Raw genomic sequence first — 23,932 nt, 5'->3', positions numbered from 1 at the left:
CGGAGCGGCGCACACCCCCGCTCCGGGCTCGCTTCACGTGTGGAAAACTGGTCTAGACAACCCTGATCACCCGAAGGGCAGCAACACATGGCTGAGCGCCGCGTCAACGTCGGCTGGGCCGAGGGCCTCCACGCCCGCCCCGCCTCCATCTTCGTCCGGGCCGCCACGGCCGCAGGCATCCCCGTGACGATCGCCAAGGCCGACGGGACGCCCGTCAACGCGGCCTCCATGCTGGCCGTGCTCGGCCTCGGCGCCGAGGGCGGCGAAGAGGTCGTCCTGGCCTCCGACGCCGACGGCGCGGACGCCGCGCTGGACCGGCTGGCCAAGCTGGTCGCCGAGGGTCTCGGGGAGCTTCCCGAGACCGTCTGACCGGCAGGACCGGTCCAGCGCCGAAGCCGTGCCGCCCGGATCGGGTGGCACGGCTTCGGCGTGCCCGGCGGGGCCCCGGAACACCGGAACACCGGAACGGAACACGGAGGGGGACACCGGAAGCCCCGGCTCGGGAGCCGGGGCTTCGGGAGTGTCGCGTGGCGCGCCGGGCGGTGCGCCGGCGCGGCGGGTCAGACGTTGACGCCGTGCTTGCGGAGGTAGGCCACGGGGTCGACGTCGGAGCCGTAGTCCGGGGACGTACGGGCCTCGAAGTGCAGGTGCGGTCCGGTGACGTTGCCGGTCGCGCCGGACAGGCCGATCCGCTGGCCCGGGACGACCTGCTGGCCCACCGAGACCCCGATGGACGACAGGTGCCCGTACTGGGTGTACATGCCGTCGGCCATCCTGATCACGACCTGGTTGCCGTACGCCCCGCCCCAGCCGGTCTCGACGACGGTGCCGATGCCGACCGCGTGGACGGTGGTGCCGCTCGCGGCGTGGAAGTCGATGCCGGTGTGGGCGCCGGAGGACCACAGGGAGCCGCCGGTGCGGTAGCCGGTCGATATGTACGAGTCGAGGATCGGCGTCACGAAGGCGTTGAGACGCTCGCGCTCCGCCTCGCGGGCGGCGCGCGCCTTGGCCTCGCGCTCCTCCGCGGCCTTCTTGCGCGCGGCCTCCTCGGCCTGCTTGCGCGCGGCGGCCCTGTGCTGGGCGACGGCCTGGGCGTCGATCTTCTCGGCGACACTGTCGCCGATGGTGACGACCGGGGTGAGGCCGGTGTCCTCGGGGGCGGGGGCCTCCGCGGCGAGGGCCGGGGCGGCGAGGGTGCCGATGACGCCGGTGGTGGCCAGGGCCGCGACGCCCGCCGCGCGGGCGGTGGTGCGGTGCATCCGGCTCGGCCGGCGGTGCTTCCCGGCGGCGCGGGTGAACGCCATGGAGACGTGGGTCCTTTCCTTCCCTGTCGCCTACCGGGTTAGCTGACGGGTTCGGAGCAGGAAGGTCTCCTACGGCCCCCTCGCGGCGTGCGCGGGTGTCCGATTCACCCCAGGGACGGTGGGTCCCCGGCTCCCCTGGCTCACGCCGTACGGGGACTCGGCGATGACTGTCCGGTGCCGCGGACGCGGCGCACTGCCCGACGAACAGCCGGACCGACGCTAAACGGGGCCGCTTTCAATTCCCAAACGGATCAGAAGTTTTGTAGCGCATACCACAGGGCAGACAGGCAACCTCCCCCTCAATTCGGACATCGTGGGGCCCTGGTGACGCTTCGGTCACCAGGGCCCCACGTGCGCGTGTGCCGTTCGTCGCGCGTGCGACGGCGGCGGCAACGAGGTGCTACCGCTACTCGGCCGCGACGACGGTGACCCGGCCGGCGCCCAGGGCCTCGACCGGCTCCCTGATCTGCGCCGCGTCACCGACGAGGACCGTCACCAGCCGGTCCACCGGGAACGCGTTGACGACGGCCGCGGTCGCCTCCACCGTGCCGGTCGCGGCGAGCTGCTGATAGAGCGTCGCCTGGTAGTCGTCGGGCAGGTGCTGCTCGACCTGGTCGGCGAGCGTGCCGGCCACGGCGGCGGCCGTCTCGTACTTCAGCGGCGCCACGCCGACGAGGTTCTGCACGGCGACGTCCCGCTCGGCGTCGGTGAGACCCTCGGCGGCGAGCTTGCGCAGCACCGTGAACAGGTCGTCCAGGGCCGGGCCGGTGTTCGGGGTGTCGACCGAGCCGCTGATGGCGAGCATCGCGGCGCCCGACCCGTCGGGGGCCGAGCGCAGCACCTGGCCGAACGCCCGCACCCCGTAGGTGTATCCCTTCTCCTCGCGCAGGACGCGGTCCAGGCGGGAGGTGAGGGTGCCGCCGAGGCAGTAGGTGCCGAGCACCTGGGCGGCCCACACGCGGTCGTGCCGGTCGGGGCCGATCCGGCCGATGAGCAGCTGCGTCTGCACGGCGCCGGGCCGGTCCACGATGACCACGCGGCCGGTGTCGTCGGCGGTCACCGGCGGCACGGGCCGCGGCTTGGCGGGCGAACCGGTCCAGGCGCCCAGGGTCCGGCCCAGCAGCTCGTCGAGGTCGACGCCGGTGAGGTCGCCGACGACCACGGCGGTGGCCGTGGCCGGGCGCACGTGCCGGGCGTAGAAGGAGCGGACGGCCGCGGAGTCGATGGTGACGACCGTCTCCTCGGTGCCCTGGCGCGGACGCGACATGCGCGAGCCGGCCGGGAAGAGCTCCTTGGACAGCTCCTTGGCGGCGCGGCGGGCCGGGTTGGCCAGCTCGTGCGGGATCTCGTCGAGCCGGTTGCGCACCAGCCGCTCGACCTCGGAGTCGGCGAACGCGGGCGCCCTGAGGGCGTCGGACAGCAGGCCGAGGCCCTTGGCCAGACGGGAGGCCGGGACCTCCAGGCTCAGCCGTACGCCGGGGTGGTCGGCGTGCGAGTCGAGGGTGGCGCCCGCGCGTTCCAGCTCGGCGGCGAACTCCTCGGCGGAGTGCTTGTCGGTGCCCTCGGAGAAGGCCCGCGCCATAATCGTGGCGACGCCGTCCAGGCCGGCCGGCTCCGCCTCCAGGGGCGCGTCCAGCAGCACCTCCACGGCGACGACCTGCTGGCCGGGGCGGTGACAGCGCAGCACCGTCAGGCCGTTGTCCAGCGTCCCGCGCTCGGGCGCGGGGAACGCCCACGGCTTGGCCGCGCCGGCCCGGGGCTGGGGGTGGAACTCCATCGTGGCGAGCTCGGTCACTTCGCCGCCTCCTCGGTCTCGTCGGTGGCCGCGGCGTCCGCGTCCCGGTCGTCGTCCTGCACGTCGGCGGCGGTCGGCTCGTAGACGAGCACCGCGCGGTTGTCGGGGCGCAGGCGGGACTTGGCGGCCTCCTGGACCTCCTCGGGCGTCACCTCCAGGACGCGCTTGACCGCGGTCAGGGCGAGTTGCGGGTCGCCGAACAGGACTGCGTAGCGGCACAGTTCGTCGGCGCGGCCGGCGACAGTGCCGAGACGGTCCAGCCACTCGCGCTCCAGTTGGGCCTGGGCGCGCTCCATCTCCTCGGCCGTCGGGCCCTGTTCGGCGAACCGGGCGAGCTCCTCGTCGATGGCCGACTCGATGACGGGGACCTCGACGTCGCCGGAGGTCTTCACGTCCAGCCAGCCCAAGGAGGGCGCGCCGGCCAGCCGCAGCAGTCCGAAGCCGGCCGCGACGGCCGTACGGTCGCGGCGCACCAGCCGGTTGTAGAGCCGGGAGGACTCGCCGCCGCCGAGGATGGTGAGCGCCAGGTCGGCCGCGTCGCACGCGCGCGTGCCGTCGTGCGGGAGCCGGTAGGCGGCCATCAGGGCGCGGGCCGGGACCTCCTCCTCGACGACCTCGCGCAGCTGCCCGCCGATGACCTCGGGCAGGGAGCCGTCGCGGGGCTCGGGCTTGCCGTCGTGGGACGAGATGGAGCCGAAGTACTTCTCGATCCAGGCGAGCGTCTGCTGCGGGTCGATGTCACCGACGACCGACAGGACGGCGTTGTTGGGCGCGTAGTACGTGCGGAAGAACGCGCGCGCGTCCTCCAGGGTGGCCGCGTCCAGGTCCGCCATCGACCCGATCGGCGTGTGGTGGTACGGGTGGCCCTCCGGGTAGGCGAGGGCGGTCAGCCGCTCGAAGGCGGTGCCGTAGGGGACGTTGTCGTAGCGCTGGCGGCGCTCGTTCTTGACGACGTCCCGCTGGTTCTCCATGGACTCGTCGTCCAGCGCGGCGAGCAGGGAGCCCATGCGGTCGGCCTCCAGCCAGAGGGCGAGCTCCAGCTGGTGGGCGGGCATGGTCTCGAAGTAGTTGGTGCGCTCGAAGCTGGTGGTGCCGTTGAGCGAGCCGCCCGCGCCCTGCACCAGCTCGAAGTGGCCGTTGCCCTTGACCTGGGCGGAGCCCTGGAACATCAGGTGCTCGAAAAGGTGAGCCAGGCCTGTACGCCCCTTGACCTCGTGGCGCGAGCCGACGTCGTACCAGAGGCACACCGCCGCGACCGGGGTCAGGTGGTCCTCGGAGAGCACCACGCGCAGGCCGTTGGCCAGGCGGTGCTCGGTCGCTGTCAGGCCGCCGGAGTCTGCCTCGGCTGCGGCCGTGTGACCCATGGGCATGTACGTCCCTTCGATCGCGGTGGCGGTCTGCGAACCGCCCTTTTCCTACCGGTCCTGCCACTGTATGCAAGCGTGCGGATCCCTGGCGAAGTTCCCACGACCCGTACGCCGAGAGCGAGACGGAAAGCCACGCGCCACGGCGGCGGGGCAGCGGAGTAGGACGTGAAGGGGCTTCGCACGCGCCACAGAAGCACCACCGACCTCAGGAACCACGGGACGGACAAGCGCGCGGCAGCCGACGGCGGGAGGGCGCCACGGCGGCGGGACGGGATGGCGGAACGGCCCTGTGGGGACGGGGCGTGGTCCGCGTTGTCGGTCGCGCGGTCCACAATGGTCCGCGTCAGATCCCGTCACGCTTCAGCAAGGAGCCGGCAGCGATGGCCCGCCGCAGCACGAAGACCCCGCCGCCCGACGACTCGTACGAGGAGAGGATCCTCGACATCGACGTCGTCGACGAGATGCAGGGCTCCTTCCTCGAGTACGCGTACTCGGTCATCTACTCCCGCGCCCTGCCGGACGCCCGGGACGGACTCAAGCCGGTGCACCGCCGCATCGTCTACCAGATGAACGAGATGGGGCTTCGTCCCGACCGCGGCTACGTGAAGTGCGCGCGCGTCGTCGGCGAGGTCATGGGCAAGCTGCACCCGCACGGCGACGCGTCGATCTACGACGCCCTGGTGCGCCTGACCCAGCCCTTCTCGATGCGTGTCCCGCTCGTCGACGGCCACGGCAACTTCGGCTCGCTGGGCAACGACGACCCGCCGGCCGCCATGCGGTACACCGAGTGCCGGATGGCCGAGGCCACGAGTCTGATGACGGAGTCCATCGACGAGGACACCGTCGACTTCTCCCCCAACTACGACGGCCAGGAGCAGGAGCCGGTGGCCCTGCCGGCCGCCTTCCCGAACCTGCTGGTGAACGGCTCCTCGGGCATCGCCGTCGGCATGGCCACGAACATGCCCCCGCACAACCTCAACGAGGTCATCGCGGCCGCCCGCCACCTGATCCGCCACCCCAACGCGGACCTGGAGGCCCTGATGCGGCACGTCCCGGGTCCGGACCTGCCCACCGGCGGCCGGATCGTCGGCCTGTCCGGGATCAGGGACGCCTACGAGAGCGGCCGCGGCACCTTCAAGATCCGCGCGACGGTCTCGGTGGAGACCGTGACGGCGCGCCGCAAGGGGCTGGTCGTCACCGAGCTGCCCTTCTCCGTGGGCCCGGAGAAGGTGATCGCCAAGATCAAGGACCTGGTCGGTTCCAAGAAGGTCCAGGGGATCGCCGACGTCAAGGACCTCACCGACCGCGAGCACGGACTGCGCCTGGTCATCGAGATCAAGAACGGCTTCGTGCCGGAGGCCGTCCTGGAGCAGCTCTACAAGCTGACGCCGATGGAGGAGTCCTTCGGCATCAACAACGTCGCCCTGGTCGACGGCCAGCCCCTCACGCTCGGCCTGAAGGAGCTGCTGGAGGTCTACCTCGACCACCGCTTCGACGTCGTACGGCGCCGCAGCGAGTACCGCCGGACCAAGCGGCGCGACCGGCTGCACCTGGTCGAGGGCCTGCTCACCGCGCTGGTCGACATCGACGAGGTCATCCGTCTGATCCGCTCCAGCGACAACTCCGCGCAGGCCAAGGAGCGCCTGATGCGGCGCTTCTCGCTGAGCGAGGTGCAGACGCAGTACATCCTCGACACCCCGCTGCGCCGTCTGACCAGGTTCGACCGCATCGAGCTGGAGGCGGAGAAGGACAAGCTCGTCGCGGAGATCGAGGAGCTGACCCGGATCCTGGAGTCCGACGCGGAGCTGCGCAAGCTGGTCTCTGCCGAACTGGCCGCGGTCGCCAAGAAGTTCGGCACTCCGCGGCGCACGATGCTGCTGGAGGCGAGCGACACCCCGACCGCCGTGGTGCCGTTGCAGGTGGCGGACGACCCGTGCCGCGTCGTGCTGTCCTCGACCGGCCTGATGGCCCGCACGGCGAACGGCGACCCGTTCGCGCGGGGCCGGGACGGCAAGCGGCAGAAGCACGACGTGATCGTCTCGGCGGTCCCGGCGACCGCCCGGGGCGAGGTGGGCGTGGTGACGTCAGGGGGCCGCCTGCTCCGCGTGAACGTCGTCGACCTGCCGCAGTTGCCGGAGACGACGTCGGCGCCGAACCTCGCCGGCGGCGCGCCGCTGGCGGAGTTCGTCTCCCTGGAGGACGACGAGACCGCGGTCTGCCTGACCACGCTGGACGAGTCGTCGCCGGGCCTGGCGCTCGGCACCGAACAGGGCGTCGTCAAGCGGGTCGTCCCCGACTACCCCTCCAACAAGGAGGAGTTGGAGGTCGTCACGCTCAAGGAGGGTGACCGGATCGTCGGCGCCGCCGAGCTGCGCACCGGCGAGGAGGACCTGGTCTTCATCACGGACGACGCCCAGCTCCTGCGCTACCAGGCCTCCCAGGTCCGCCCGCAGGGCCGCGCGGCCGGCGGCATGGCCGGCATCAAGCTCGCGGAGGGCGCCAAGGTCATCTCGTTCACGGCCGTCGATCCGGCCGCGGACGCGATCGTCTTCACCGTGGCTGGCTCGCGCGGCACGCTGGACGACTCCGTGCAGACGACGGGCAAGGCCACGCCGTTCGACCAGTACCCGCGCAAGGGCCGCGCCACCGGCGGCGTGCGCTGCCAGCGATTCCTGAAGGGCGAGGACTGCCTGGCCTTCGCGTGGGCGGGTCCCACCCCGGTCCTGGCCGCCCAGAAGAACGGCAGCCCGGCCGAACTCCCGGAGATCGACCCGCGCCGTGACGGCTCGGGCGTGTCGCTGCCGAAGACGGTGGCGGTGGCCGCCGGGCCCGTTTAGACCGGCAGTTCCGCAGGGTCCGGGTCCGGGTCCGGGAGGTCCGGGTCCTCGGGGTGGTGTCCCTCGGGATCCCGCACGTAGCGCAGGACGCCCCACATGCCGTGCTCGTCGGCGTGCGGGGCGTCCTGCTTGCACGCCTCCAGTTCCTTGCCGAGGGCGCCCGCGTCGATGCCGGAACCGATGAGCACGAGCTGGGTGAGGCGGGGCCCGCCGTCCGGCCAGCGCTCGGGGTAGAAGCGCAGGAAACGCCCGACGGCGTGCACGGCGTAGCGGTTGCGCGCGTCGTACGGGCCGAAGCCGACGTATCCCTTGATCCGGTAGAGCCCGTCGGGGCGGCTGTCCAGGAACCGCATCAGCCGGCGGGGATCGAGCGGCACGTCGGAGACGAAGGAGAGGCTGTCGTAGCCGGCGTGCAGATGCCCGGCGTGGTGGCCGTGGGCGTCGTCCGCCTCGGGCACGTCCAGGTCGTCGAAGGAGAGCTGCCCCACCCGCTCCTCGCTCGGCCGGCAGTCGAAGAGGAACTCGGGGTCCACCCTGCCGTACGAGGCAGGGACGACGGCGGCCCCGTCGGCCAGGGACCGTACGAGTCCGAGCACCTCCTCGCCGTCGGCGGCCCGGTCGGTCTTGTTGACCACGACGAGGTCGGCGAGCGCCAGATGCCGGTCGATCTCGGGATGCCTCGCGCGGGTGTCGCCGAACTCGGCGGCGTCGACGACCTCGACGAGCCCGCCGTAGACGACCCTGGGGTTCTCGCTCGCCAGCACCATGCGGACGAGTTCCTGGGGTTCGGCCAGTCCGCTGGCCTCGATGACGACGACGTCGATACCGGCGGCCGGGCTCGTCAACCGGTCGAGGTACACGTCGAGTTCACTGGCGTCGACCGCGCAGCACAGGCACCCGTTGCCGAGGGAGACGGTGGAGTCACCGAGGGCGCCCGCGACCGCCATGGCGTCGATCTCGACGGCCCCGAAGTCGTTGACGATCGCGCCGATGCGGCTGCCGCCGCCGCGGTGCAGCAGATGGTTGAGGAGCGTGGTCTTCCCCGAGCCGAGAAATCCGGCGAGCACCACGACCGGGATCTGCGCCGCGCTGCGACTCGGACTCGGGTAACGGCTCGGCTGACTCACCGTGCGACCTCTCTCACGCCGACGCGTGCACCGGCTCAGGGCCCGGCGCACGTACGAGGATGGAATGCCGACCAAGGATACGAGCCGTGCGCATCACGGCTGCCGGAACCGCCGCCCGGCGACTTCCGGAGGAGAACACTCCGACGACTGGAACTCGATCCGGCTCGAGTCAGGTTAGGCTCACCTGTGTGAGTACGTGCTCGACCGCCTCCAGGCAGCTCGACGAGCCGATGGCCGCCACCGCGGCCACGGCGACGACATGGCTGCTGCTGGAACAGCCCGGCCCCTGGGGTGCCAAGGCGCTCACTTCGAGTCACCTGGACCCCGCGCTCGGGCGTGCGCTGGAGCGCGCGGCGCGGGGCACCGGCGTCCGGATCGCGCTCATCCGCCGACCGGGGCGGCACGCCGACCGCCGCACCCAGTCCGTACGGCATGTGTACGCGGCACACACCGTCCCGGGGAACGTATGGCTGCGCAGCGCCATGACCGCCGACCCGGAGCACCTGCTGGACCTCGACTTCGCCGCCCTGGGCAAGGGTGACCACCACACCTTCGACGCCGCGCTCCAGGGCGGGCCCCACACAGGCGATCCGCTCGCGCTGGTGTGCACCAACGGCAAGCGGGACCAGTGCTGCGCCCTGCTCGGCCGCCCCCTCGCGGCCGAACTCGCCGCCTCCGGGGTCCAGGACGTCTGGGAGGTCACCCACCTGGGCGGCCACCGCTTCTCGCCGACCCTGCTCGTGCTGCCGTTCGGATACGCCTACGGCCGGGCCGAGGCCCACGCCGTCAAGGAGGTCCTGCACAGCGTGGGCGAGGGCCGGGTGGTCCTCGACGGCTGCCGGGGCCGCACGGCCTGGGAACGGCCCGGACAGGCCGCGGAACTGGCGGTGAGGGAGACGGCGGGCGAGTACCGGGCGGACGCGCTGAGCGTCGTGCGCACCGACGACGTGCCCACCGACGGCCCGGCGCCGTGCTGGGAGGTCACCGTCGCCCATACCGACGGACGCCGCTGGCACGTGACCGTGGCCCAGGGGGCCGCCCTGCCGCCGCACCCGGAGAGCTGCGGCGCCTCGCTGCTGGGCGGGCCGACGCGCATGGAGGTGGTCGCCGTCCGCGAGTCGGCGACCGCGCGGCTGGCCGGCTGACCGCTCACCGCTGACGGCTCACGGCTCACGGCTCACGGCTCACCGTCCGGGCCGTCCGCTGAGGCGCATGGCGGGAGATCCGCACCACACCCCGGGAGCACACCGCGCACCCCGACGTACTGTCATGGTCATGAGCGTCTCTCCTCCCGCACGCCGCCGGCGGCTGGGCCTGCCGCGACGCGTGTTCTCGCAGGTGCTGTTGATGCAGCTGGCGATCGCCGCCGGAGTCGCCGTGCTCGCGACCGGCCTGTTCCTCGCGCCGCTGGGCCACCAGCTGGACGATCAGGCGATGCGCCGGGCCCTCGCCATCGCCGAGGCCACCGCCGAGAACCGGCAGATCGCACGGGACCTCCAGCGCACCGCACCGAGCGTCGACGGTCCCGTGCAGCAGGAGGCGGAGCGGATCCGGAAGGCGACCGGCGCCGAGTACGTCGTGGTGATGGACACGCGGGGAACGCGCTGGTCGCACACGGATCCCGAGCAGGTCGGCAAGCACGTGTCGACGGAGCCCTGGACGGCCCTGGCCGGCCGGAAGGTCATGGAGATCGACACCGGCACGCTGGGGCGCTCGGCACGCGGCAAGGTCCCCCTGTACGACGCCGGCCACCACATCGTGGGCGCGGTGTCGGTCGGCATCGCCTACGACAGCGTGCGGGCCAAGCTGATCGACGCCATACCGGGCCTGTTCGCCTACGCCGGCGGCGCCCTGGCCGCGGGCGCGCTGGCCGCGTGGCTGATCTCCCGTCGGGTCCAGCGGCAGACGAGGGACCTGGCCTTCTCGGACATCGCGGCCCTGCTCGCCGAGCGCGAGGCCATGCTGCACGGCATCCGGGAGGGGGTCGTGGCCCTGGACCGCGGCGGGCGGATCCGGCTGCTCAACGACGAGGCACAGCGGCTGCTCGGCCTCGGCGACGAGGCGGTCGGCCGGTCGCTCGACGAGGCGCTCGGGGAGGGCCGTACGACCGACGTCCTGGCCGGGCGGGTGACGGGCACGGACCTGCTCACCGTGCGCGGGCAGCGCGTCCTGGTCGCCAACCGGATGCCGACCGACGACGGGGGTGCCGTCGCCACCCTGCGGGACCGCACCGAGCTGGAGGAGCTGGGCCGGGAGCTGGACTCGACACGCGGCCTGATCGACGCCCTGCGCGCCCAGGACCACGAGCACGCCAACCGCATGCACACGCTGCTCGGGCTGCTGGAGCTGGAGATGTACGACGACGCCGTGGAGTTCGTCGGAGAGGTGGTCGGCGACCACCGGGCCACCGCCGAGCAGGTCACCGAGAAGATCCAGGACCCGCTGATCGCCGCCCTGCTCGTCGGCAAGGCGACCGTCGCGGCCGAGCGCGGGGTCGCGCTGTGGCTGTCGGACCGCACGCACCTGCCGGACCGGGTCGTCGACCCCAGGGGGCTGGTGACGATCGTCGGCAACCTGGTCGACAACGCGCTCGACGCCGTCGCGGCGACCCCACACGCGCGCGTGGAGGTCGAACTGCGCGCGGAGGCACGTACCGCCGTGCTCCGGGTGCGCGACACCGGGCCCGGGGTCCCGGCGGGCCGGCGCGACCTGATCTTCACGGAGGGGTGGTCCACCAAACAGCCGCCGGCGCACGGCAGGCGCGGTATCGGTCTGTCCCTGGTGCGCAGGCTCGCCGAGCGGCAGGGCGGAACCGTGGCGGTGGGCGAGGCCCACGGCGGCGGCGCGGAGTTCACGGTCGTACTGCCCGAGGCGCTGGCCGAGGCGGAGCCGGCACCCGTCCTCGGCGCCGCCGGGACCGGCGCGCACGAGGAGGAGCGGTGATCGAGGTCCTGATCGTGGACGACGACCTCCGGGTCGCGCGGGTCAACGCCGCCTATGTGGAGAAGGTGCCGGGCTTCCACGTCGCCGGTGAGGCGCACAGCGCGGCCGAGGCGCTGCACCGGCTCGATACGCTGCCGCGGCTCGACCTGGTCCTCATGGATCACTGCCTGCCCGACGACACGGGCCTGTCGGTCGTACGGGAGATGCGCAGCCGCGGCCTCCGTACCGACGTGATCATGGTGACGGCGGCCCGGGACGTGTCGACCGTGCAGGCGGCGATGCGGCACGGTGCGCTGCAGTACCTGATCAAGCCGTTCACCTTCGCCGGGCTGCGGTCCAGACTGGAGGCGTACGCGGCGCTGCGCCGTGTCCTGGACGGTGGCGGCGAGGCCGAACAGGCCGAGGTCGACCGGCTCTTCGGGGCGCTGTCGGCGGCGCCGGAACCCGGGCTGCCCAAGGGGCACTCCCCCGCCACCACCGATCTCGTCCGCCGGACCCTGATGCGGGCCGACGGGCCCCTGTCGGCCCAGGAGGTCGCCGAGCGGACCGGGGTGAGCCGGCAGACCGCCCAGCGCTGTCTGAAGTTCCTGGAGCGCACCGGGCGGGCCAGGCTGACGCTGAAGTACGGCGGCGCGGGCCGCCCGGAACACCGTTACGTGTGGGCGGCCCGCGCCTGAGGCCACGGCTCGGGGGGAGGGGAAGAGGCCGTGCCCCCCGTGCATACGGATGTCAGCCCGCGGCCTTCTCAACGAACTCGGTGGTGAACGTCTTGCTCAGGTCCACGTCGGCGTTCTGGATGTTGGGGTTGAACGCCTTGAGCACCTTCTCCACGGTCTCCGGGCCGTTCTGAGGCATGACGCCGTCGGTGGTGAACATCGGCAGCGTGCTCTTGATCGCCTCCGCGTAGAGCGCCTTGTTGCCCTGGGAGTAGTCGGCGGGCATCTTGGCGGCGATCTCGTCGGCGCTGTGGGTGGACATCCACTTGAGCGTCTTGACGAACGCGTTGGCCAGCTTCTGGACGGTCTCCTTGTGGCCGTTGACCCAGTCCGTCTGCATGTACAGGCTGGACGACGGGTACGGGCCGCCGAGCGCCTCCTGCGAACCCTCGGGCGTCCGCATGTCGACGAGGACCTTGCCCGCCTTCTTGTCCAGGATCGTCGCGACGGTCGGATCGGTCGTCATGCCGCCGTCGATGGAGCCCTTCTCGAGCGCGGCGATGAAGGTCGGTCCCGCGCCGACGGCGACCGGGCTGAACTCGCTGACCGCCACACCGTTCTTGACCGCCAGGTACTTGGTGAGGAAGTCGGTGGAGGAGCCGAGGCCGGTGACACCGAGCTTCTTGCCCTTGAAGTCCTTCGGCGACTTGATCTTGTCCGCCGCCTTGTTGGAGACGACCTCCACCTCGCCGGGCGCGTGCGAGAACTGCACCACGGACTCGACGTACTTGCCCTTGGTCTGGAGGTCCAGGGTGTGGTCGTAGAAGCCGACGGCGCCCTGGACCTGGCCGGAGACGAGCGCCGTCTCGGCCTGGACGCCGGCGGGCTCGCTCAGCAGCTCGACGTCCAGGCCCTCGTCGGCGAAGTAGCCGAGGCGCTGGGTGAGCATCGCGGGCATGTAGATGACCTTGTCCAGGCCACCCACCATGATCTTGACGTGCTCGCCCTTGCCGCCGCCCCCGCCGCTGCCGGCGTGCGTCGAGCTCGCCGCGTCGTTGGCGCAGGCGGTGAGGGAGGACAGGGCGAGCAGGCCGGCGGCGGCCGACGCGGCGAATCTGGCGGTCTTGCGCATGAGGGTCACGTCCTTGTGAGAAAAGCGGTACGGGAAGCGGGGAGCCTGGGGGAAAGCCGGTGCGGCGGGGGGCCGTCAGTGCCCGGAGTCGGCCGGCTTCCAGCGGAAGATGCGGCGCTCGGCGAAGGTGAGCAGGCCCTCGGCGACGAGCGCGACCGCGGCGAGGATGACCATCGCGGCGTACACACCGGCCGCGTTGAACGTGCCCTGGGACGCCGCGACGAGCAGGCCTATGCCCTTGGTGGCGCCGATGTACTCGCCGACGATGGCGCCGATGAGCGCGAAGCCGAAGCTGACGTGCAGGCTGGTGAAGATCCACGAGGTCGCGGACGGGATGACCACCTGGAAGGTGACCCTGCGGTCGCTCGCGCCGAGGATCCGCGCGTTGGCCACCAGGTTGCGGTCGACCTCCCGGGCGCCCTGGAAGGCGTTGAAGAACACCGGGAAGAACACGAGGACCACGGCCGAGGCGATCTTGGAGACCGGTCCGAGCCCGAACCAGATCACGAAGATCGGGGCGAGCACGATCCTGGGGAGGGAGTTGAGCACCTTGATGTAGGGACCGAGGACGTCGGCGAGGAAGGGGATGCGGCCGAGCGCGATACCGAGGATCACACCGGCCACCACGCCGAACACCCAGCCGATCAGGGCCTCGTAGAGCGTGTACCAGATCTGCTCGCCCAGCGAGCCCTGCGCGGTGCCGTGCGTGATCCAGGTCCAGATCTGGTCCCAGATCTTCGAGGGCATCGAGAAGTTGAACGGGTCGATGACCGCGGCCCGGGAGAGCGACTCCCACAGGCCGAGCACGGCCACCAGCACCAGGACGCGGGCGCAGGTGACGACCACCTTGCGCCTGCGGGCGGCGCGGGCCCGGGAGTGGGCGCGGTCGGTCGTCTTGACCGTGTCGACGACCGGAGTGCTGAGAACCTCAGGCGACATGGGCGGCACCTCTTTCACGGGTGATGCGGACCTCTTCGCCGAGCGACTCCCAGATCTCGCGGTAGATGTCGATGAACTCCGGCAGCAGGCGCACCTGCTCGACCTTGCGCGGCCGCGGCAGGCCGATGTCGAAGACCTGCTTCACGGTCGCGGGGCCGGCGGTCATGACGACGACCTTGTCGGCCAGGGCGATGGCCTCCTCCAGGTCGTGGGTGACGAAGACGACCGAGGCGCCCGTGCCCTCCCACAGCTCCAGGAGCTCGTCCGACATCAGCGCCCGGGTCTGCACGTCGAGCGCCGAGAAGGGCTCGTCCATCAACAGGATCTCGGGGTCGTTGACGAAGGTGGCGGCGAGGGCGACGCGCTTGCGCTGACCGCCGGAGAGCTGGTGCGGGTAGCGGTCCTCGAAGGCGGCGAGTCCGACCCTGGCCAGCCAGGCGCGGGCCTTCTCCTTCGCCTCGGCCTTCGGCACGCCGCGGAATCGCGGCCCGGCCATCACGTTGGACAGCACCGAGCGCCAGGGGAAGGTGGCGTCCTGCTGGAAGACGAAGCCGACCTTGCCGCCGACGCCGGTCACCGGCTCGCCGGCCACCAGCACGTCACCCTCGGTGGGCTCCTCCAGCCCGCTGACCAGGGTCAGGGTGGTCGACTTGCCGCAGCCGGTGGGGCCGACCACGGCCACGAACTCGCCGCGCCGCACGGTGAGATCGAGGTCCCTGACGGCCGTGTGCAGGCCCCCTGACGGGGTCCTGAACGTCTTGCTGGCGCCCCGCAGTTCGATGGCGGGGCTGGTGTCTGTGCTCATGGCCGGGACGGTAGATGTGGCCCCGGCCACAGCAGCAGTCTTCTGTGCGCAACCCGTTGTTTTGCTCGCAAGCACCTGTTGTGCTCGTTTTGCGCGCGCTACAACAGCGGAGCCGAAACACGGGCGCAACATTGCCCGCATGGCCTTGAGGGAGAGAGGCCCGATGATCGACGTCCTGGTGGTCGACGACGACTACCGTGTCGCTGAGATAAACGCCAAGTACGTGGGAAAGGTTCCCGGCTTCCGGGTCACCGCCCGCGCGCACAGTGCCGCACAGGCCCTGACCACCGTGCAGCGCGGAAGCATCGACCTGGTCCTGCTCGACCACTACCTGCCCGACCGCACGGGTCTGGAACTCGTCAACCGCATGCGGGAACAGGGCATCGGCACCGACGTCATCATGATCACGGCAGCCGGGGACGTGGCGACCGTCCAGCAGGCGATGCGGCTGGGCGCGCTGCACTACCTGGTCAAACCGTTCACCTTCGTCGCGCTGCGTACCCGCCTGGAGTCCTACGCCGCCCTGCGCCGCACCGTCGACCGCGTCGGGGGACACGGTGTCACCGGGCAGGAGCAGGTGGACCGGATCTTCGGCGCCCTGCGCGCCGCGCCCGCGCCCCCGTCGCCGGGGCTGCCCAGCGGCCACTCGGAGCCGACGACGGACCTCATCTGCGGTGTGCTGCACCGCGCCGACCAGCCCCTGTCCGCCCACGAGGTGGCCGCCCGCACCGGCCTGAGCCGCTCCACCGCCCAGCGCTACCTGCGCCACCTGGAACAGGCCGGACGCCTGCGCCTGTCCCTGAAGTACGGCGACACGGGACGACCGGAGCACCGCTACGCCTGGGTGGCGCCGTAGGTCCTGTCGTCACGTTCCCGTCGTCCGCCCGACGGGTGGGCCGCGCGGGGTCTGGTGCGTGCGATCGCAAGGTGCCGGAGCGTCCTCGTGGCGGAGCCACGTGGGCGGTTCGGCAACGCGGCTGGGGGTCCCCCTGCTCGAAGAGCTTGGGGGAGTGCGTGCCAGACGCCGTGCGGCAGGCGGGAATGTGACGACAGGGCCCAGGTGGGCCGTCCCGGGACGCACGGCAGTACGCCGCCGCGCGGCGCTACACGGCCCCCGCGCCCGTCAGCGACCGCACCTCCGTCTCGGCGTGTTTGGCCTTGTCCGGCGCCTCGGTGGAGGTGGCGGTGCCCAGCCAGCCGGCGAGGAATCCCAGCGGGACGGAGACGATGCCGGGGTTCTCCAGCGGGAAGAGCTGGAAGTCGACACCCGGGAACAGCGCGTCGGGGCTGCCGGAGACCACCGGGGAGAGCACGACGAGCCCGAGCGCGGGAACCAGCCCGCCGTACACGGCCCACACCGCGCCGCGGGTCGTGAAGCCGCGCCAGAACAGGGAGTAGAGCAGCACCGGCAGGTTCGCAGAGGCGGCGACGGCGAACGCGAGGCCCACCAGGAAGGCCACGTTGAGGTTGCGGGCGAGCAGGCCGAGGGCGATCGCGACCACGCCGATGCCGACCGCGGCGACGCGCGCCACGGCCACCTCGCCGCGCTGCCGGGCACCGCGGCGCCGCAGCGACGCGTACAGGTCGTGGGCCACGGACGCCGAGGAGGCGAGCGTGATCCCGGCGACCACCGCGAGGATCGTGGCGAAGGCGACCGCGGCCACCACCGCGAACAGGACCGTCCCCGCCGTGGAGTCGGCGCCGCCGCCGAGGTCGAGTGCCAGCAGCGGGACCGCCGTGTTCCCGGCCGCGTTGGACCCGCGCAGGGCGTCCGGTCCGACGATCGCGGCCGCACCGAAGCCGAGGACGATCGCCATCAGGTAGAAGCCGCCGATCAGTCCGATGGACCAGATCACCGAGCGCCGGGCGGCCCGCGCGGTCGGCACGGTGTAGAAGCGGGACAGGATGTGCGGCAGCCCCGCCGTGCCGAGCACCAGCGCCAGTCCGAGACTGATGAAGTCCAGGCGCGCGGTCAGGTCCCCGCCGTACTTCAGTCCGGGCACCAGGAAGGCGTCCCCGTGGCCGCTGCGCTCGGCCGCGGTGAGCAGCAGCCGGTCGAGGTCGCCGTGGAACCTGACCAGGACGAGCACGGTCAGCACGACGGTGCCGCCCAGCATCAGGACCGCCTTGACGATCTGGATCCAGGTGGTGGCCCGCATTCCTCCCAACGACACGTAGATCACCATCAGCGCGCCGACGCCGACGACGGTCCAGGTCTGCACCCCTGCGCCGGTCCGGCCGAGGAGCAGCGCCACCAGGCTGCCCGCGCCCACCATCTGCGCCACCAGATACAGAACGGACACGGTGACCGAGGAGGTTCCCGCCGCGATCCGCGCCGGCCGCTCGCTCATCCGCGCCGCGACCACGTCGGCGAGCGTGAACCGCCCGCAGTTGCGGACCAGTTCGGCGACGAGGAACAGCACGACCAGCCAGGCCACCAGGAAGCCCACCACGTACAGCACCCCGTCGTAGCCGAACAGGGCGATCAGCCCGGGGACCCCGAGGAAGGAGGCGGCCGAGGCGTAGTCGCCCGCGACGGCAAAACCGTTCTCCATGGGCGTGAACAGCCGCCCGCCCGCGTAGAACTCCTCCGCCGACCCGTGCCGGTTGCGGCTCACCCACGTGGTGATCCCCAGGGTGACCGCCACGATCACGCTGAACAGCACCAGTGCCAGCGTCTGGTGGTCTCCCGTCACGAGGCACCTCCGCGCGCGCCGCGCGTCAGCTCCTGGGTGTCCCAGCGCAGTTCGAGCGCCGCGCGGTCCCTGCGCAGCCGTGCGTGCCGGGCGTAGGCCCAGGCGAGGAGGAAGGTGCTGAGGAACTGCCCGAGGCCCGCCAGCATCCCCACGTTCACCGCGCCTGCCACCGGTCGCGCCATGAACCCCGGCGCGGTCGTGGCGGTCACGACGTAGCTCACGTACCAGACGAGGAAGAGGGCGACCGCCGGCATCACGAACCTCCGGTAGCGGGTGCGCACCTCCTGGAACGCCGCGCTGCGCTGCACCTCGAGGTACGCCTCGGCCGCCGCACCGGCCTCCGGCCCGGTCTGCCCCTCCCGGCGAGCCGCCGGTACCGGTGCGGTAGGAGCTCCCGTGCCGTTGCCGTCGCCCCAGCCGGAGGCCAGCGCGTCGTACCAGGGGTCGCGGTACCTGATGTCCTCGGGCTCCGGGTCCTGGCCTTCGTCGGTCCCGGGCACGTTCCCGGGACCGTCACCGCCAGCGCGGAAGCGGTCGTTGCTTGACTGCATGCCCAAGGATGGGCAGAACCGGAAGTTCCCTGACTTCTCTTCTCCCCGCTCTTCACCCCATCAGGTGACTCACCCCTGTCGGTGGACGCGCCGGCACCGACAAGTCGGCGCGGGCCTCCCCCGGAAGGGAAGGCCCGCGCCGGAAGGGACAGAAAGGGACAGAAAGGGACAGGACCGGACCGGAAAGGACCGGAGGGGCCCGGTGCCCTAGGCGTCGATGCGCGAGCGGTCCAGGGTCGCGGCCGAGCTGGCGATGAACTCCTTGCGGGGTGCCACGTCGTTGCCCATCAGGAGGTCGAAGACCTGCTCGGCGGCCTCCAGGTCGGAGAGGTTGATCCGGCGCAGGGTGCGGTGGCGCGGATCCATGGTGGTCTCGGCGAGCTGGTCGGCGTCCATCTCACCGAGGCCCTTGTAGCGCTGGATCGAGTCCTTGTACCGCACGCCCTTGCTCTGGAACTCGAGCAGCTTGTCGCGCAGTTCGCGGTCCGAGTAGGTGTACACGTACTTGTCCTGGCCCCGCTTCGGCTGGACCAGCTCGATGCGGTGCAGCGGCGGCACCGCGGCGAACACCCGGCCCGCCTCCACCATGGGGCGCATGTAGCGGTGGAACAGCGTCAGCAGCAGGGTCCGGATGTGGGAGCCGTCCACGTCGGCGTCGGTCATCATGATGATCTTGCCGTAGCGGGCCGTGTCCAGGTCGAAGGTACGGCCCGAGCCGGCTCCTATCACCTGGATGATCGCGCCGCACTCGGCGTTCTTCAGCATGTCCGTGACGGACGACTTCTGCACGTTGAGGATCTTGCCGCGGATCGGCAGCAGCGCCTGGAACTCGGAGTTCCGCGCCAGCTTCGCCGTACCGAGCGCGGAGTCGCCCTCGACGATGAACAGCTCGCTGCGGTCGACGTCGTCACTGCGGCAGTCGGCGAGCTTGGCCGGCAGCGAGGAGGACTCCAGGGCCGTCTTCCGGCGCTGCGCGTCCTTGTGCTGGCGGGCGGCGATGCGCGTACGGGCCGCGGCGACCGCCTTCTCCAGCACCACGCGCGCCTGTTGTGCGGCGTCGCGCTTGGTGGAGGTCAGGAACGCCTTGAGTTCCTTGGTGATGACGTTGTTCACGATGCGGCGGGCCGCCGAGGTGCCGAGGACCTCCTTGGTCTGGCCCTCGAACTGGGGCTCGGCCAGGCGGACCGTGACGACCGCGGTGAGGCCCTCCAGGGCGTCGTCCTTGACGATGTCGTCCTCGGCGACGCGCAGCATCTTCTTGGCCCGCAGCACCTCGTTCATCGTCTTGGCGACGGCCTGCTCGAAGCCGGCCACGTGCGTGCCGCCCTTGGGCGTGGCGATGATGTTGACGAAGGACCGCAGCGTGGTGTCGTAGCCGGTCCCCCAGCGCATGGCGACGTCGACGCCGAGCTCGCGGGTGACCTCGGTGGGCGTCATCTGGCCGTGCTCGTCGAGGACCGGGACCGTCTCCTTGAAGGTCCCGTGCCCGGTGAAGCGGAGGACGTCGCAGACCGCCCTGTCGCTCGCCAGGTACTCGCAGAACTCGCTGATGCCGCCGTCGTATCGGAAGGACTCCTCACCCTTGCTGCCGCCGTCGCCGAGACCGTACTCGTCACGGACGACGATGGTCAGCCCCGGCACCAGGAACGCCGTCTGGCGGGCGCGCTGGTGCAGGGTCTCCAGGGAGAGCTTGGCGTCCTTGAGGAAGATCTGGCGGTCGGCCCAGTAGCGCACGCGGGTGCCGCTGCGGCTCTTGGGGATCTTCTTGGCCTTGCGCAGCCCGCTCCCGGCCTCGAACCTGGCGTCGGGTCCGCCCGACGTGAACGCGCCGGGCACGCCGCGCCGGAAGCTGATGGCGTGGGTGTGGCCGCCGCGGTCCACCTCCACGTCCAGCCGGGCGGACAGGGCGTTGACCACGGAGGCGCCGACGCCGTGCAGACCGCCGGAGGCGGCGTACGAGCCGCCGCCGAACTTGCCGCCCGCGTGCAGCTTGGTCATCACGACCTCGACGCCGGACAGGCCGGTCTTGGGCTCGACGTCGACCGGGATGCCTCGGCCGTTGTCCCGCACCTCCACCGAGCCGTCGTCGTGCAGGACGACCTCGATGTGGTCGCAGTAGCCGCCGAGGGCCTCGTCGACGGAGTTGTCGATGATCTCCCACAGGCAGTGCATCAGACCGCGGCTGTCGGTCGAGCCGATGTACATGCCCGGGCGCTTGCGCACGGCTTCCAGTCCCTCGAGGACGAGCAGGTGCCGAGCGGTGTAGTTGGAACCGTCGCGGTCTGCTCCTGCCAGCAGCGCTGTGGACGGCACGGACGTCTCGGCGGTCACGCGGTTCGCTCCTCGCTGAATTTCAGTTGGGGCCCTGATGGGTAAGGGCACGGCTCGGGTAGCCGCTCAGAGGGTACCGAGGCCTGGTAGAGCCCTTGTAACGCAACCCTCGGCAGAAACACAGACTAGTAGAGAGTCGCATACACGTTCGATCCTTCAGCCGAGTGAAGCACATATCACGTTCCCTTCGAGGCATGAACCATTTAGGCTCCGGGCACGTCCTCATGAACAACCGGCAACCCGGCCGGGGAGGACCGACCATGACCGATAGCGCGAACCCGTACGACACATAGACACGCAATACGGCACATTCGCCGCCAAACCGGCAGCAGCCCACCGCCCCGAAGAAGAATCTTCGAGGAAAAGCCACGATCGGGAACGTTTGGGGCTGGTTGGATGTTGACCCTGGTACGACAGCTCGTCGAGCTAGAGAAGAGGCGACGTGACTACTGTTCTGACCCCCGCGAGCCCACTGACGGCCGCTGATCGCTGCGACCGCTGCGGCGCCCAGGCATACCTGCGCGTCGTCCTGCTCAGCGGCGGAGAACTGCTCTTCTGCGCCCACCACGGTCGCAAGTTCGAGCCAGAACTCAAGAAGATCGCCGCTGAGATACAGGACGAGACCGAGCGCCTGACCTCCGTTCCGGCGAACGCCTCCGAGGAAGAGCGCTGACCTCCCCGCCCGACGAGCCTCCGGCGCAGGCCGGCGAACGGGCGGTCGCTTCTGGCACCCAGGAGCGACCGCCCGTCCTCGTGACCCACGAAGCCGGTCAGGACTCGCCGGACGACAGGCGGGGCACCTTCGTGCCGGCCCGGCTCAGCGCCCGGACCACTTCGGACACCCGCGTGTAGACGCCGGGGCTCCCGGCGCGCCCGCAGCCGCTGCCCCATGACACAAGCCCGATCAGCCGCCCCTGCGCGACGAGGGGCCCTCCGCTGTCCCCCTGGCACGCGTCACGGCCCCCGGCGGTCTCCCCCGCGCACAGCATGCTCTGGGGCAGGTATTTGCCCTCGCTGCCGCCCGGATAGGCCTTCTTGCATTCGGCGTCGGGCAGGATATGGAGTGGCGCGGCATACAGGCTGTGGGCATAGGCGGCGGTACCCGTGGTGTCCCCCCATCCGTAGACCGTGGCACTCGTGCCCGGCGAGTACGCCGGGTCGCCCGCCCTGGCCATGGGGATGACGGCACTCTGCGGCAAGGTCTCGGCAAGGGTGAGCACGGCGAAGTCACCGGCATTGGTGGTGGAATCGTAGTGCGGATTGACCCAGGTGCCACGCACGGAGACCTCCTTGCCCTGATGCGAGAGCAGATCCGTACGTCCCGTGATCACCTTCAGATCCGGCGTCGGTGGCGCGCCCACGGCCTCTCTGGACAGACAGTGGGCCGCGGTGAGCACCACGGTGCGGCCGATGGCCACGCCCCCGCAGAACTGCCCCGCACGGGTGCCTCCGAACCGGTCACGGCTGGAGAGCGCCACCGTCCACGGGCTCTGCGAGACATCGATGGGGAAGCCGCCGATGACAACGCTGTCGGCGGCGGCGGGCGCCGCCGCGGCCAGCGGTATCGCGGCTCCGGCGGCCGCCAGGACCAGCGGCCCGATCAGGGCACGGGCAATACGGCGTCGCATGGATGCTCCTCACTCTCGAGTGATCACGGAACACCCAGAGTCATGCACGGTGGCGCGACGCGCAGCACGAGGGCCCGGTCCCCCTGGGGGACCGGGCCCTCGTTGTCGTATGCCCGGACTAGTCGAGGTAGTCGCGCAGCACCTGCGAACGCGACGGGTGGCGCAGCTTCGACATGGTCTTGGACTCGATCTGACGGATCCGCTCACGCGTGACGCCGTAGACCTTGCCGATCTCGTCGAGGGTCTTCGGCTGACCGTCGGTGAGACCGAAGCGCATGGAGACGACGCCCGCCTCACGCTCGGACAGGGTGTCGAGGACCGAGTGCAACTGCTCCTGGAGCAGCGTGAAGCTGACCGCGTCGGCCGGGACGACCGCCTCGGAGTCCTCGATGAGGTCACCGAACTCGCTGTCGCCGTCCTCGCCCAGCGGGGTGTGCAGCGAGATGGGCTCGCGGCCGTACTTCTGGACCTCGATGACCTTCTCCGGGGTCATGTCGAGTTCCTTGGCCAGCTCCTCCGGGGTGGGCTCGCGGCCCAGGTCCTGGAGCATCTGACGCTGCACGCGCGCGAGCTTGTTGATGACCTCGACCATGTGCACCGGGATACGGATGGTGCGGGCCTGGTCTGCCATGGCGCGGGTGATCGCCTGACGGATCCACCAGGTGGCGTACGTGGAGAACTTGTAGCCCTTGGTGTAGTCGAACTTCTCCACCGCGCGGATCAGACCGAGGTTGCCCTCCTGGATGAGGTCCAGGAAGAGCATGCCGCGGCCGGTGTAGCGCTTGGCCAGGGAGACCACCAGACGGAGGTTGGCCTCCAGGAGGTGGTTCTTGGCGCGGCGGCCGTCCTCGGCGATGATCTCCAGCTCGCGCTTGAGCTTGGGGGCGAGCTTGTCCGAGTTCGCCAGCTTGTCCTCGGCGAAGAGACCCGCCTCGATGCGCTTGGCCAGCTCCACCTCCTGCTCGGCGTTGAGCAGGGGGACCTTGCCGATCTGCTTGAGGTAGTCCTTCACCGGGTCGGCGGTTGCGCCGGCCGCGGCGACCTGCTGGGCGGGCGCGTCGTCCTCGTCCTCGTCGGAGAGCACGAAGCCGGCGCTCTCGGCGCCCTCGGGCTCCTCCGCGCCCTTGGCCTCCTCGAGCACCTCGTCCTCGAGAAGCTCGGCGTCGTCCTTCTTGGCGGAGGTGGTCTTCTTGGCCACCGTCTTCTTGGCGGCCGTCGTCTTCTTGGCCACCGTCTTCTTGGCGGCGGTCGTCTTCTTGGCAGCGGCCTTCTTCGCGGGGGCCTCTTCCTCGACGGACGCGTTGGCGGCGGGCGCCGCCGGAGCTGCGGCGGCGGTGGCCTTCCTGGTGGTCACCGTCTTCGCCGCGACCGTCTTGGTGGCGGTGCGCTTGGCCGGACTCTTCGCTGCGACGCTCTTTCGGGTGCGCTTGTTGGGCTCCGCGGCACTGACCATCAGCGTCACACCCTCTTCCTCGAGGATCTGGTTGAGGCTGCGCAGTACGTTCTTCCACTGAGTGGCCGGAATCTGGTCAGCTTCGAAGGCCCGACGCACATCGTCGCCGGCGATCTGCCCCTCAGCCTTTCCCCGCTCAATGAGCGCCATGACAGAGACGGACTCGGCGATCTCCGGCGGGAGCGTACGGGATGTGCTGGCCGACACGAACAACCTCTCGGAACGTTGGAAAACGGCTTCCGGCCCCGTCCATCGTGGACAGGAGCCGACCACCGGCCTGGGGATTGGGCCGACGGCGCGGGCGGGAGCCGGGAAGTTGCACAGCGCCGTGTACGGCGTCCGTATTCCCTCCGCGGCTGTCACCTCTT

The 23,932-nt window shown here is 71.1% G+C and carries 19 protein-coding genes and 1 riboswitch; of the genes, 7 read left to right on the top strand and 12 right to left on the bottom strand.

Annotated features, from left to right (window positions below; all coding sequences use genetic code 11):
- The first annotated feature begins 87 nt into the window (after nucleotides 1-87).
- On the top strand, nucleotides 88-369 hold the full coding sequence (locus tag ACWC91_RS09300; protein WP_141357587.1) for an HPr family phosphocarrier protein: 282 nt from the start codon (nucleotides 88-90) through the stop codon (nucleotides 367-369).
- A gap of 191 nt (nucleotides 370-560) precedes the next feature.
- On the opposite strand, the gene ACWC91_RS09295 is transcribed toward ACWC91_RS09300, so the two are convergent.
- From ACWC91_RS09295 to ACWC91_RS09285, 3 genes are all read right to left on the bottom strand, one after another.
- The gene (locus ACWC91_RS09295; RefSeq protein WP_225075893.1) at nucleotides 561-1,304 is read right to left on the bottom strand and encodes a M23 family metallopeptidase; all 744 of its coding nucleotides are present in this window, start codon (nucleotides 1,302-1,304) and stop codon (nucleotides 561-563) included.
- Nucleotides 1,305-1,316: 12 nt separating this feature from the next.
- Nucleotides 1,317-1,477, bottom strand: a riboswitch (cyclic di-AMP (ydaO/yuaA leader).
- A gap of 233 nt (nucleotides 1,478-1,710) precedes the next feature.
- The gene (locus ACWC91_RS09290; protein ID WP_225075894.1) at nucleotides 1,711-3,099 is read right to left on the bottom strand and encodes a M16 family metallopeptidase; all 1,389 of its coding nucleotides are present in this window, start codon (nucleotides 3,097-3,099) and stop codon (nucleotides 1,711-1,713) included.
- Nucleotides 3,096-4,469 carry a M16 family metallopeptidase gene (locus ACWC91_RS09285; protein WP_225075895.1) on the bottom strand — a complete coding sequence of 458 codons (1,374 nt, stop codon included), beginning with the start codon at nucleotides 4,467-4,469 and terminating at the stop codon, nucleotides 3,096-3,098. The genes ACWC91_RS09290 and ACWC91_RS09285 overlap by 4 nt, the downstream gene beginning before the upstream one ends.
- 377 nt (nucleotides 4,470-4,846) lie before the next feature.
- Here ACWC91_RS09285 and ACWC91_RS09280 point away from each other — a divergent pair, with 377 nt between their 5' ends.
- Nucleotides 4,847-7,303: a DNA gyrase/topoisomerase IV subunit A gene (locus tag ACWC91_RS09280; RefSeq protein WP_225075896.1), complete on the top strand. Its 2,457-nt coding sequence runs from the start codon at nucleotides 4,847-4,849 to the stop codon at nucleotides 7,301-7,303.
- On the opposite strand, the gene ACWC91_RS09275 is transcribed toward ACWC91_RS09280, so the two are convergent.
- Nucleotides 7,300-8,430 carry a CobW family GTP-binding protein gene (locus ACWC91_RS09275; protein ID WP_450640161.1) on the bottom strand — a complete coding sequence of 377 codons (1,131 nt, stop codon included), beginning with the start codon at nucleotides 8,428-8,430 and terminating at the stop codon, nucleotides 7,300-7,302. The genes ACWC91_RS09280 and ACWC91_RS09275 overlap by 4 nt on opposite strands.
- A 188-nt stretch (nucleotides 8,431-8,618) precedes the next feature.
- Between ACWC91_RS09275 and ACWC91_RS09270 the strand changes: the two genes are divergently transcribed.
- From ACWC91_RS09270 to ACWC91_RS09260, 3 genes are all read left to right on the top strand, one after another.
- Nucleotides 8,619-9,575 carry a sucrase ferredoxin gene (locus tag ACWC91_RS09270; RefSeq protein ID WP_450640162.1) on the top strand — a complete coding sequence of 319 codons (957 nt, stop codon included), beginning with the start codon at nucleotides 8,619-8,621 and terminating at the stop codon, nucleotides 9,573-9,575.
- Between the two features lie 130 nt (nucleotides 9,576-9,705).
- A complete protein-coding gene (locus tag ACWC91_RS09265; protein WP_225075899.1) occupies nucleotides 9,706-11,373 on the top strand; it encodes a sensor histidine kinase in 1,668 nt (555 codons plus the stop codon).
- On the top strand, nucleotides 11,370-12,050 hold the full coding sequence (locus ACWC91_RS09260) for a response regulator (protein ID WP_225075900.1): 681 nt from the start codon (nucleotides 11,370-11,372) through the stop codon (nucleotides 12,048-12,050). The genes ACWC91_RS09265 and ACWC91_RS09260 overlap by 4 nt, the downstream gene beginning before the upstream one ends.
- Before the next feature lie 52 nt (nucleotides 12,051-12,102).
- Here ACWC91_RS09260 and ACWC91_RS09255 read toward each other — a convergent pair whose 3' ends face one another.
- The 3 genes from ACWC91_RS09255 to ACWC91_RS09245 form a co-directional block, all read right to left on the bottom strand.
- A complete protein-coding gene (locus tag ACWC91_RS09255) occupies nucleotides 12,103-13,161 on the bottom strand; it encodes an ABC transporter substrate-binding protein (RefSeq protein WP_225075901.1) in 1,059 nt (352 codons plus the stop codon).
- Nucleotides 13,162-13,236: 75 nt separating this feature from the next.
- Entirely contained in the window at nucleotides 13,237-14,100 is an 864-nt protein-coding gene (locus ACWC91_RS09250; protein ID WP_225075902.1) for an ABC transporter permease, read from the bottom strand.
- Nucleotides 14,090-14,905: an ABC transporter ATP-binding protein gene (locus ACWC91_RS09245; RefSeq protein WP_450640164.1), complete on the bottom strand. Its 816-nt coding sequence runs from the start codon at nucleotides 14,903-14,905 to the stop codon at nucleotides 14,090-14,092. Before ACWC91_RS09245 ends, ACWC91_RS09250 begins: the two co-directional genes overlap by 11 nt.
- Before the next feature lie 163 nt (nucleotides 14,906-15,068).
- Here ACWC91_RS09245 and ACWC91_RS09240 point away from each other — a divergent pair, with 163 nt between their 5' ends.
- Nucleotides 15,069-15,761 (top strand): response regulator, encoded by a 693-nt coding sequence (locus ACWC91_RS09240; RefSeq protein WP_225075904.1) that lies wholly within the window; start codon nucleotides 15,069-15,071, stop codon nucleotides 15,759-15,761.
- Nucleotides 15,762-16,008: 247 nt separating this feature from the next.
- On the opposite strand, the gene ACWC91_RS09235 is transcribed toward ACWC91_RS09240, so the two are convergent.
- From ACWC91_RS09235 to ACWC91_RS09225, 3 genes are all read right to left on the bottom strand, one after another.
- Entirely contained in the window at nucleotides 16,009-17,601 is a 1,593-nt protein-coding gene (locus ACWC91_RS09235) for a solute symporter family protein (protein WP_225075905.1), read from the bottom strand.
- Nucleotides 17,598-18,152 carry a DUF485 domain-containing protein gene (locus ACWC91_RS09230; protein ID WP_225075906.1) on the bottom strand — a complete coding sequence of 185 codons (555 nt, stop codon included), beginning with the start codon at nucleotides 18,150-18,152 and terminating at the stop codon, nucleotides 17,598-17,600. The genes ACWC91_RS09235 and ACWC91_RS09230 overlap by 4 nt, the downstream gene beginning before the upstream one ends.
- A 207-nt stretch (nucleotides 18,153-18,359) precedes the next feature.
- On the bottom strand, nucleotides 18,360-20,483 hold the full coding sequence (locus ACWC91_RS09225) for a DNA gyrase/topoisomerase IV subunit B (RefSeq protein ID WP_281154281.1): 2,124 nt from the start codon (nucleotides 20,481-20,483) through the stop codon (nucleotides 18,360-18,362).
- A gap of 442 nt (nucleotides 20,484-20,925) precedes the next feature.
- Here ACWC91_RS09225 and ACWC91_RS09220 point away from each other — a divergent pair, with 442 nt between their 5' ends.
- Nucleotides 20,926-21,156: a DUF7455 domain-containing protein gene (locus tag ACWC91_RS09220; protein WP_141357618.1), complete on the top strand. Its 231-nt coding sequence runs from the start codon at nucleotides 20,926-20,928 to the stop codon at nucleotides 21,154-21,156.
- Between the two features lie 97 nt (nucleotides 21,157-21,253).
- Here the strand turns inward: ACWC91_RS09220 and ACWC91_RS09215 are convergent, their stop codons facing one another.
- Both ACWC91_RS09215 and ACWC91_RS09210 read right to left on the bottom strand, forming a co-directional pair.
- Complete coding sequence (locus tag ACWC91_RS09215; protein WP_450640168.1) at nucleotides 21,254-22,111, bottom strand: serine protease; 858 nt, start codon at nucleotides 22,109-22,111, stop codon at nucleotides 21,254-21,256.
- A gap of 118 nt (nucleotides 22,112-22,229) precedes the next feature.
- Nucleotides 22,230-23,771 carry an RNA polymerase sigma factor gene (locus tag ACWC91_RS09210; protein WP_281154282.1) on the bottom strand — a complete coding sequence of 514 codons (1,542 nt, stop codon included), beginning with the start codon at nucleotides 23,769-23,771 and terminating at the stop codon, nucleotides 22,230-22,232.
- Between the last annotated feature and the right edge of the window lie 161 nt (nucleotides 23,772-23,932).

The organism is Streptomyces sp. NPDC001204 (genome assembly GCF_053598035.1).
Note: the sequence above shows the minus strand (reverse complement) of the source record. Positions and strands in the feature narration are given on the sequence as shown.

Bases quoted from the DNA above. Each gene is read 5' to 3' on its own strand.
- ACWC91_RS09280 (WP_225075896.1), top strand. From the start codon at position 4,847: ATGGCCCGCCGCAGCACGAAGACCCCGCCGCCCGACGACTCGTACGAG.
- ACWC91_RS09250 (WP_225075902.1), bottom strand. From the start codon at position 14,100: ATGTCGCCTGAGGTTCTCAGCACTCCGGTCGTCGACACGGTCAAGACG.
- ACWC91_RS09215 (WP_450640168.1), bottom strand. From the start codon at position 22,111: ATGCGACGCCGTATTGCCCGTGCCCTGATCGGGCCGCTGGTCCTGGCG.
- ACWC91_RS09285 (WP_225075895.1), bottom strand. From the start codon at position 4,469: ATGCCCATGGGTCACACGGCCGCAGCCGAGGCAGACTCCGGCGGCCTG.
- ACWC91_RS09300 (WP_141357587.1), top strand. From the start codon at position 88: ATGGCTGAGCGCCGCGTCAACGTCGGCTGGGCCGAGGGCCTCCACGCC.
- ACWC91_RS09295 (WP_225075893.1), bottom strand. From the start codon at position 1,304: ATGGCGTTCACCCGCGCCGCCGGGAAGCACCGCCGGCCGAGCCGGATG.
- ACWC91_RS09245 (WP_450640164.1), bottom strand. From the start codon at position 14,905: ATGAGCACAGACACCAGCCCCGCCATCGAACTGCGGGGCGCCAGCAAG.
- ACWC91_RS09230 (WP_225075906.1), bottom strand. From the start codon at position 18,152: ATGCAGTCAAGCAACGACCGCTTCCGCGCTGGCGGTGACGGTCCCGGG.
- ACWC91_RS09255 (WP_225075901.1), bottom strand. From the start codon at position 13,161: ATGCGCAAGACCGCCAGATTCGCCGCGTCGGCCGCCGCCGGCCTGCTC.
- ACWC91_RS09240 (WP_225075904.1), top strand. From the start codon at position 15,069: ATGATCGACGTCCTGGTGGTCGACGACGACTACCGTGTCGCTGAGATA.
- ACWC91_RS09265 (WP_225075899.1), top strand. From the start codon at position 9,706: ATGAGCGTCTCTCCTCCCGCACGCCGCCGGCGGCTGGGCCTGCCGCGA.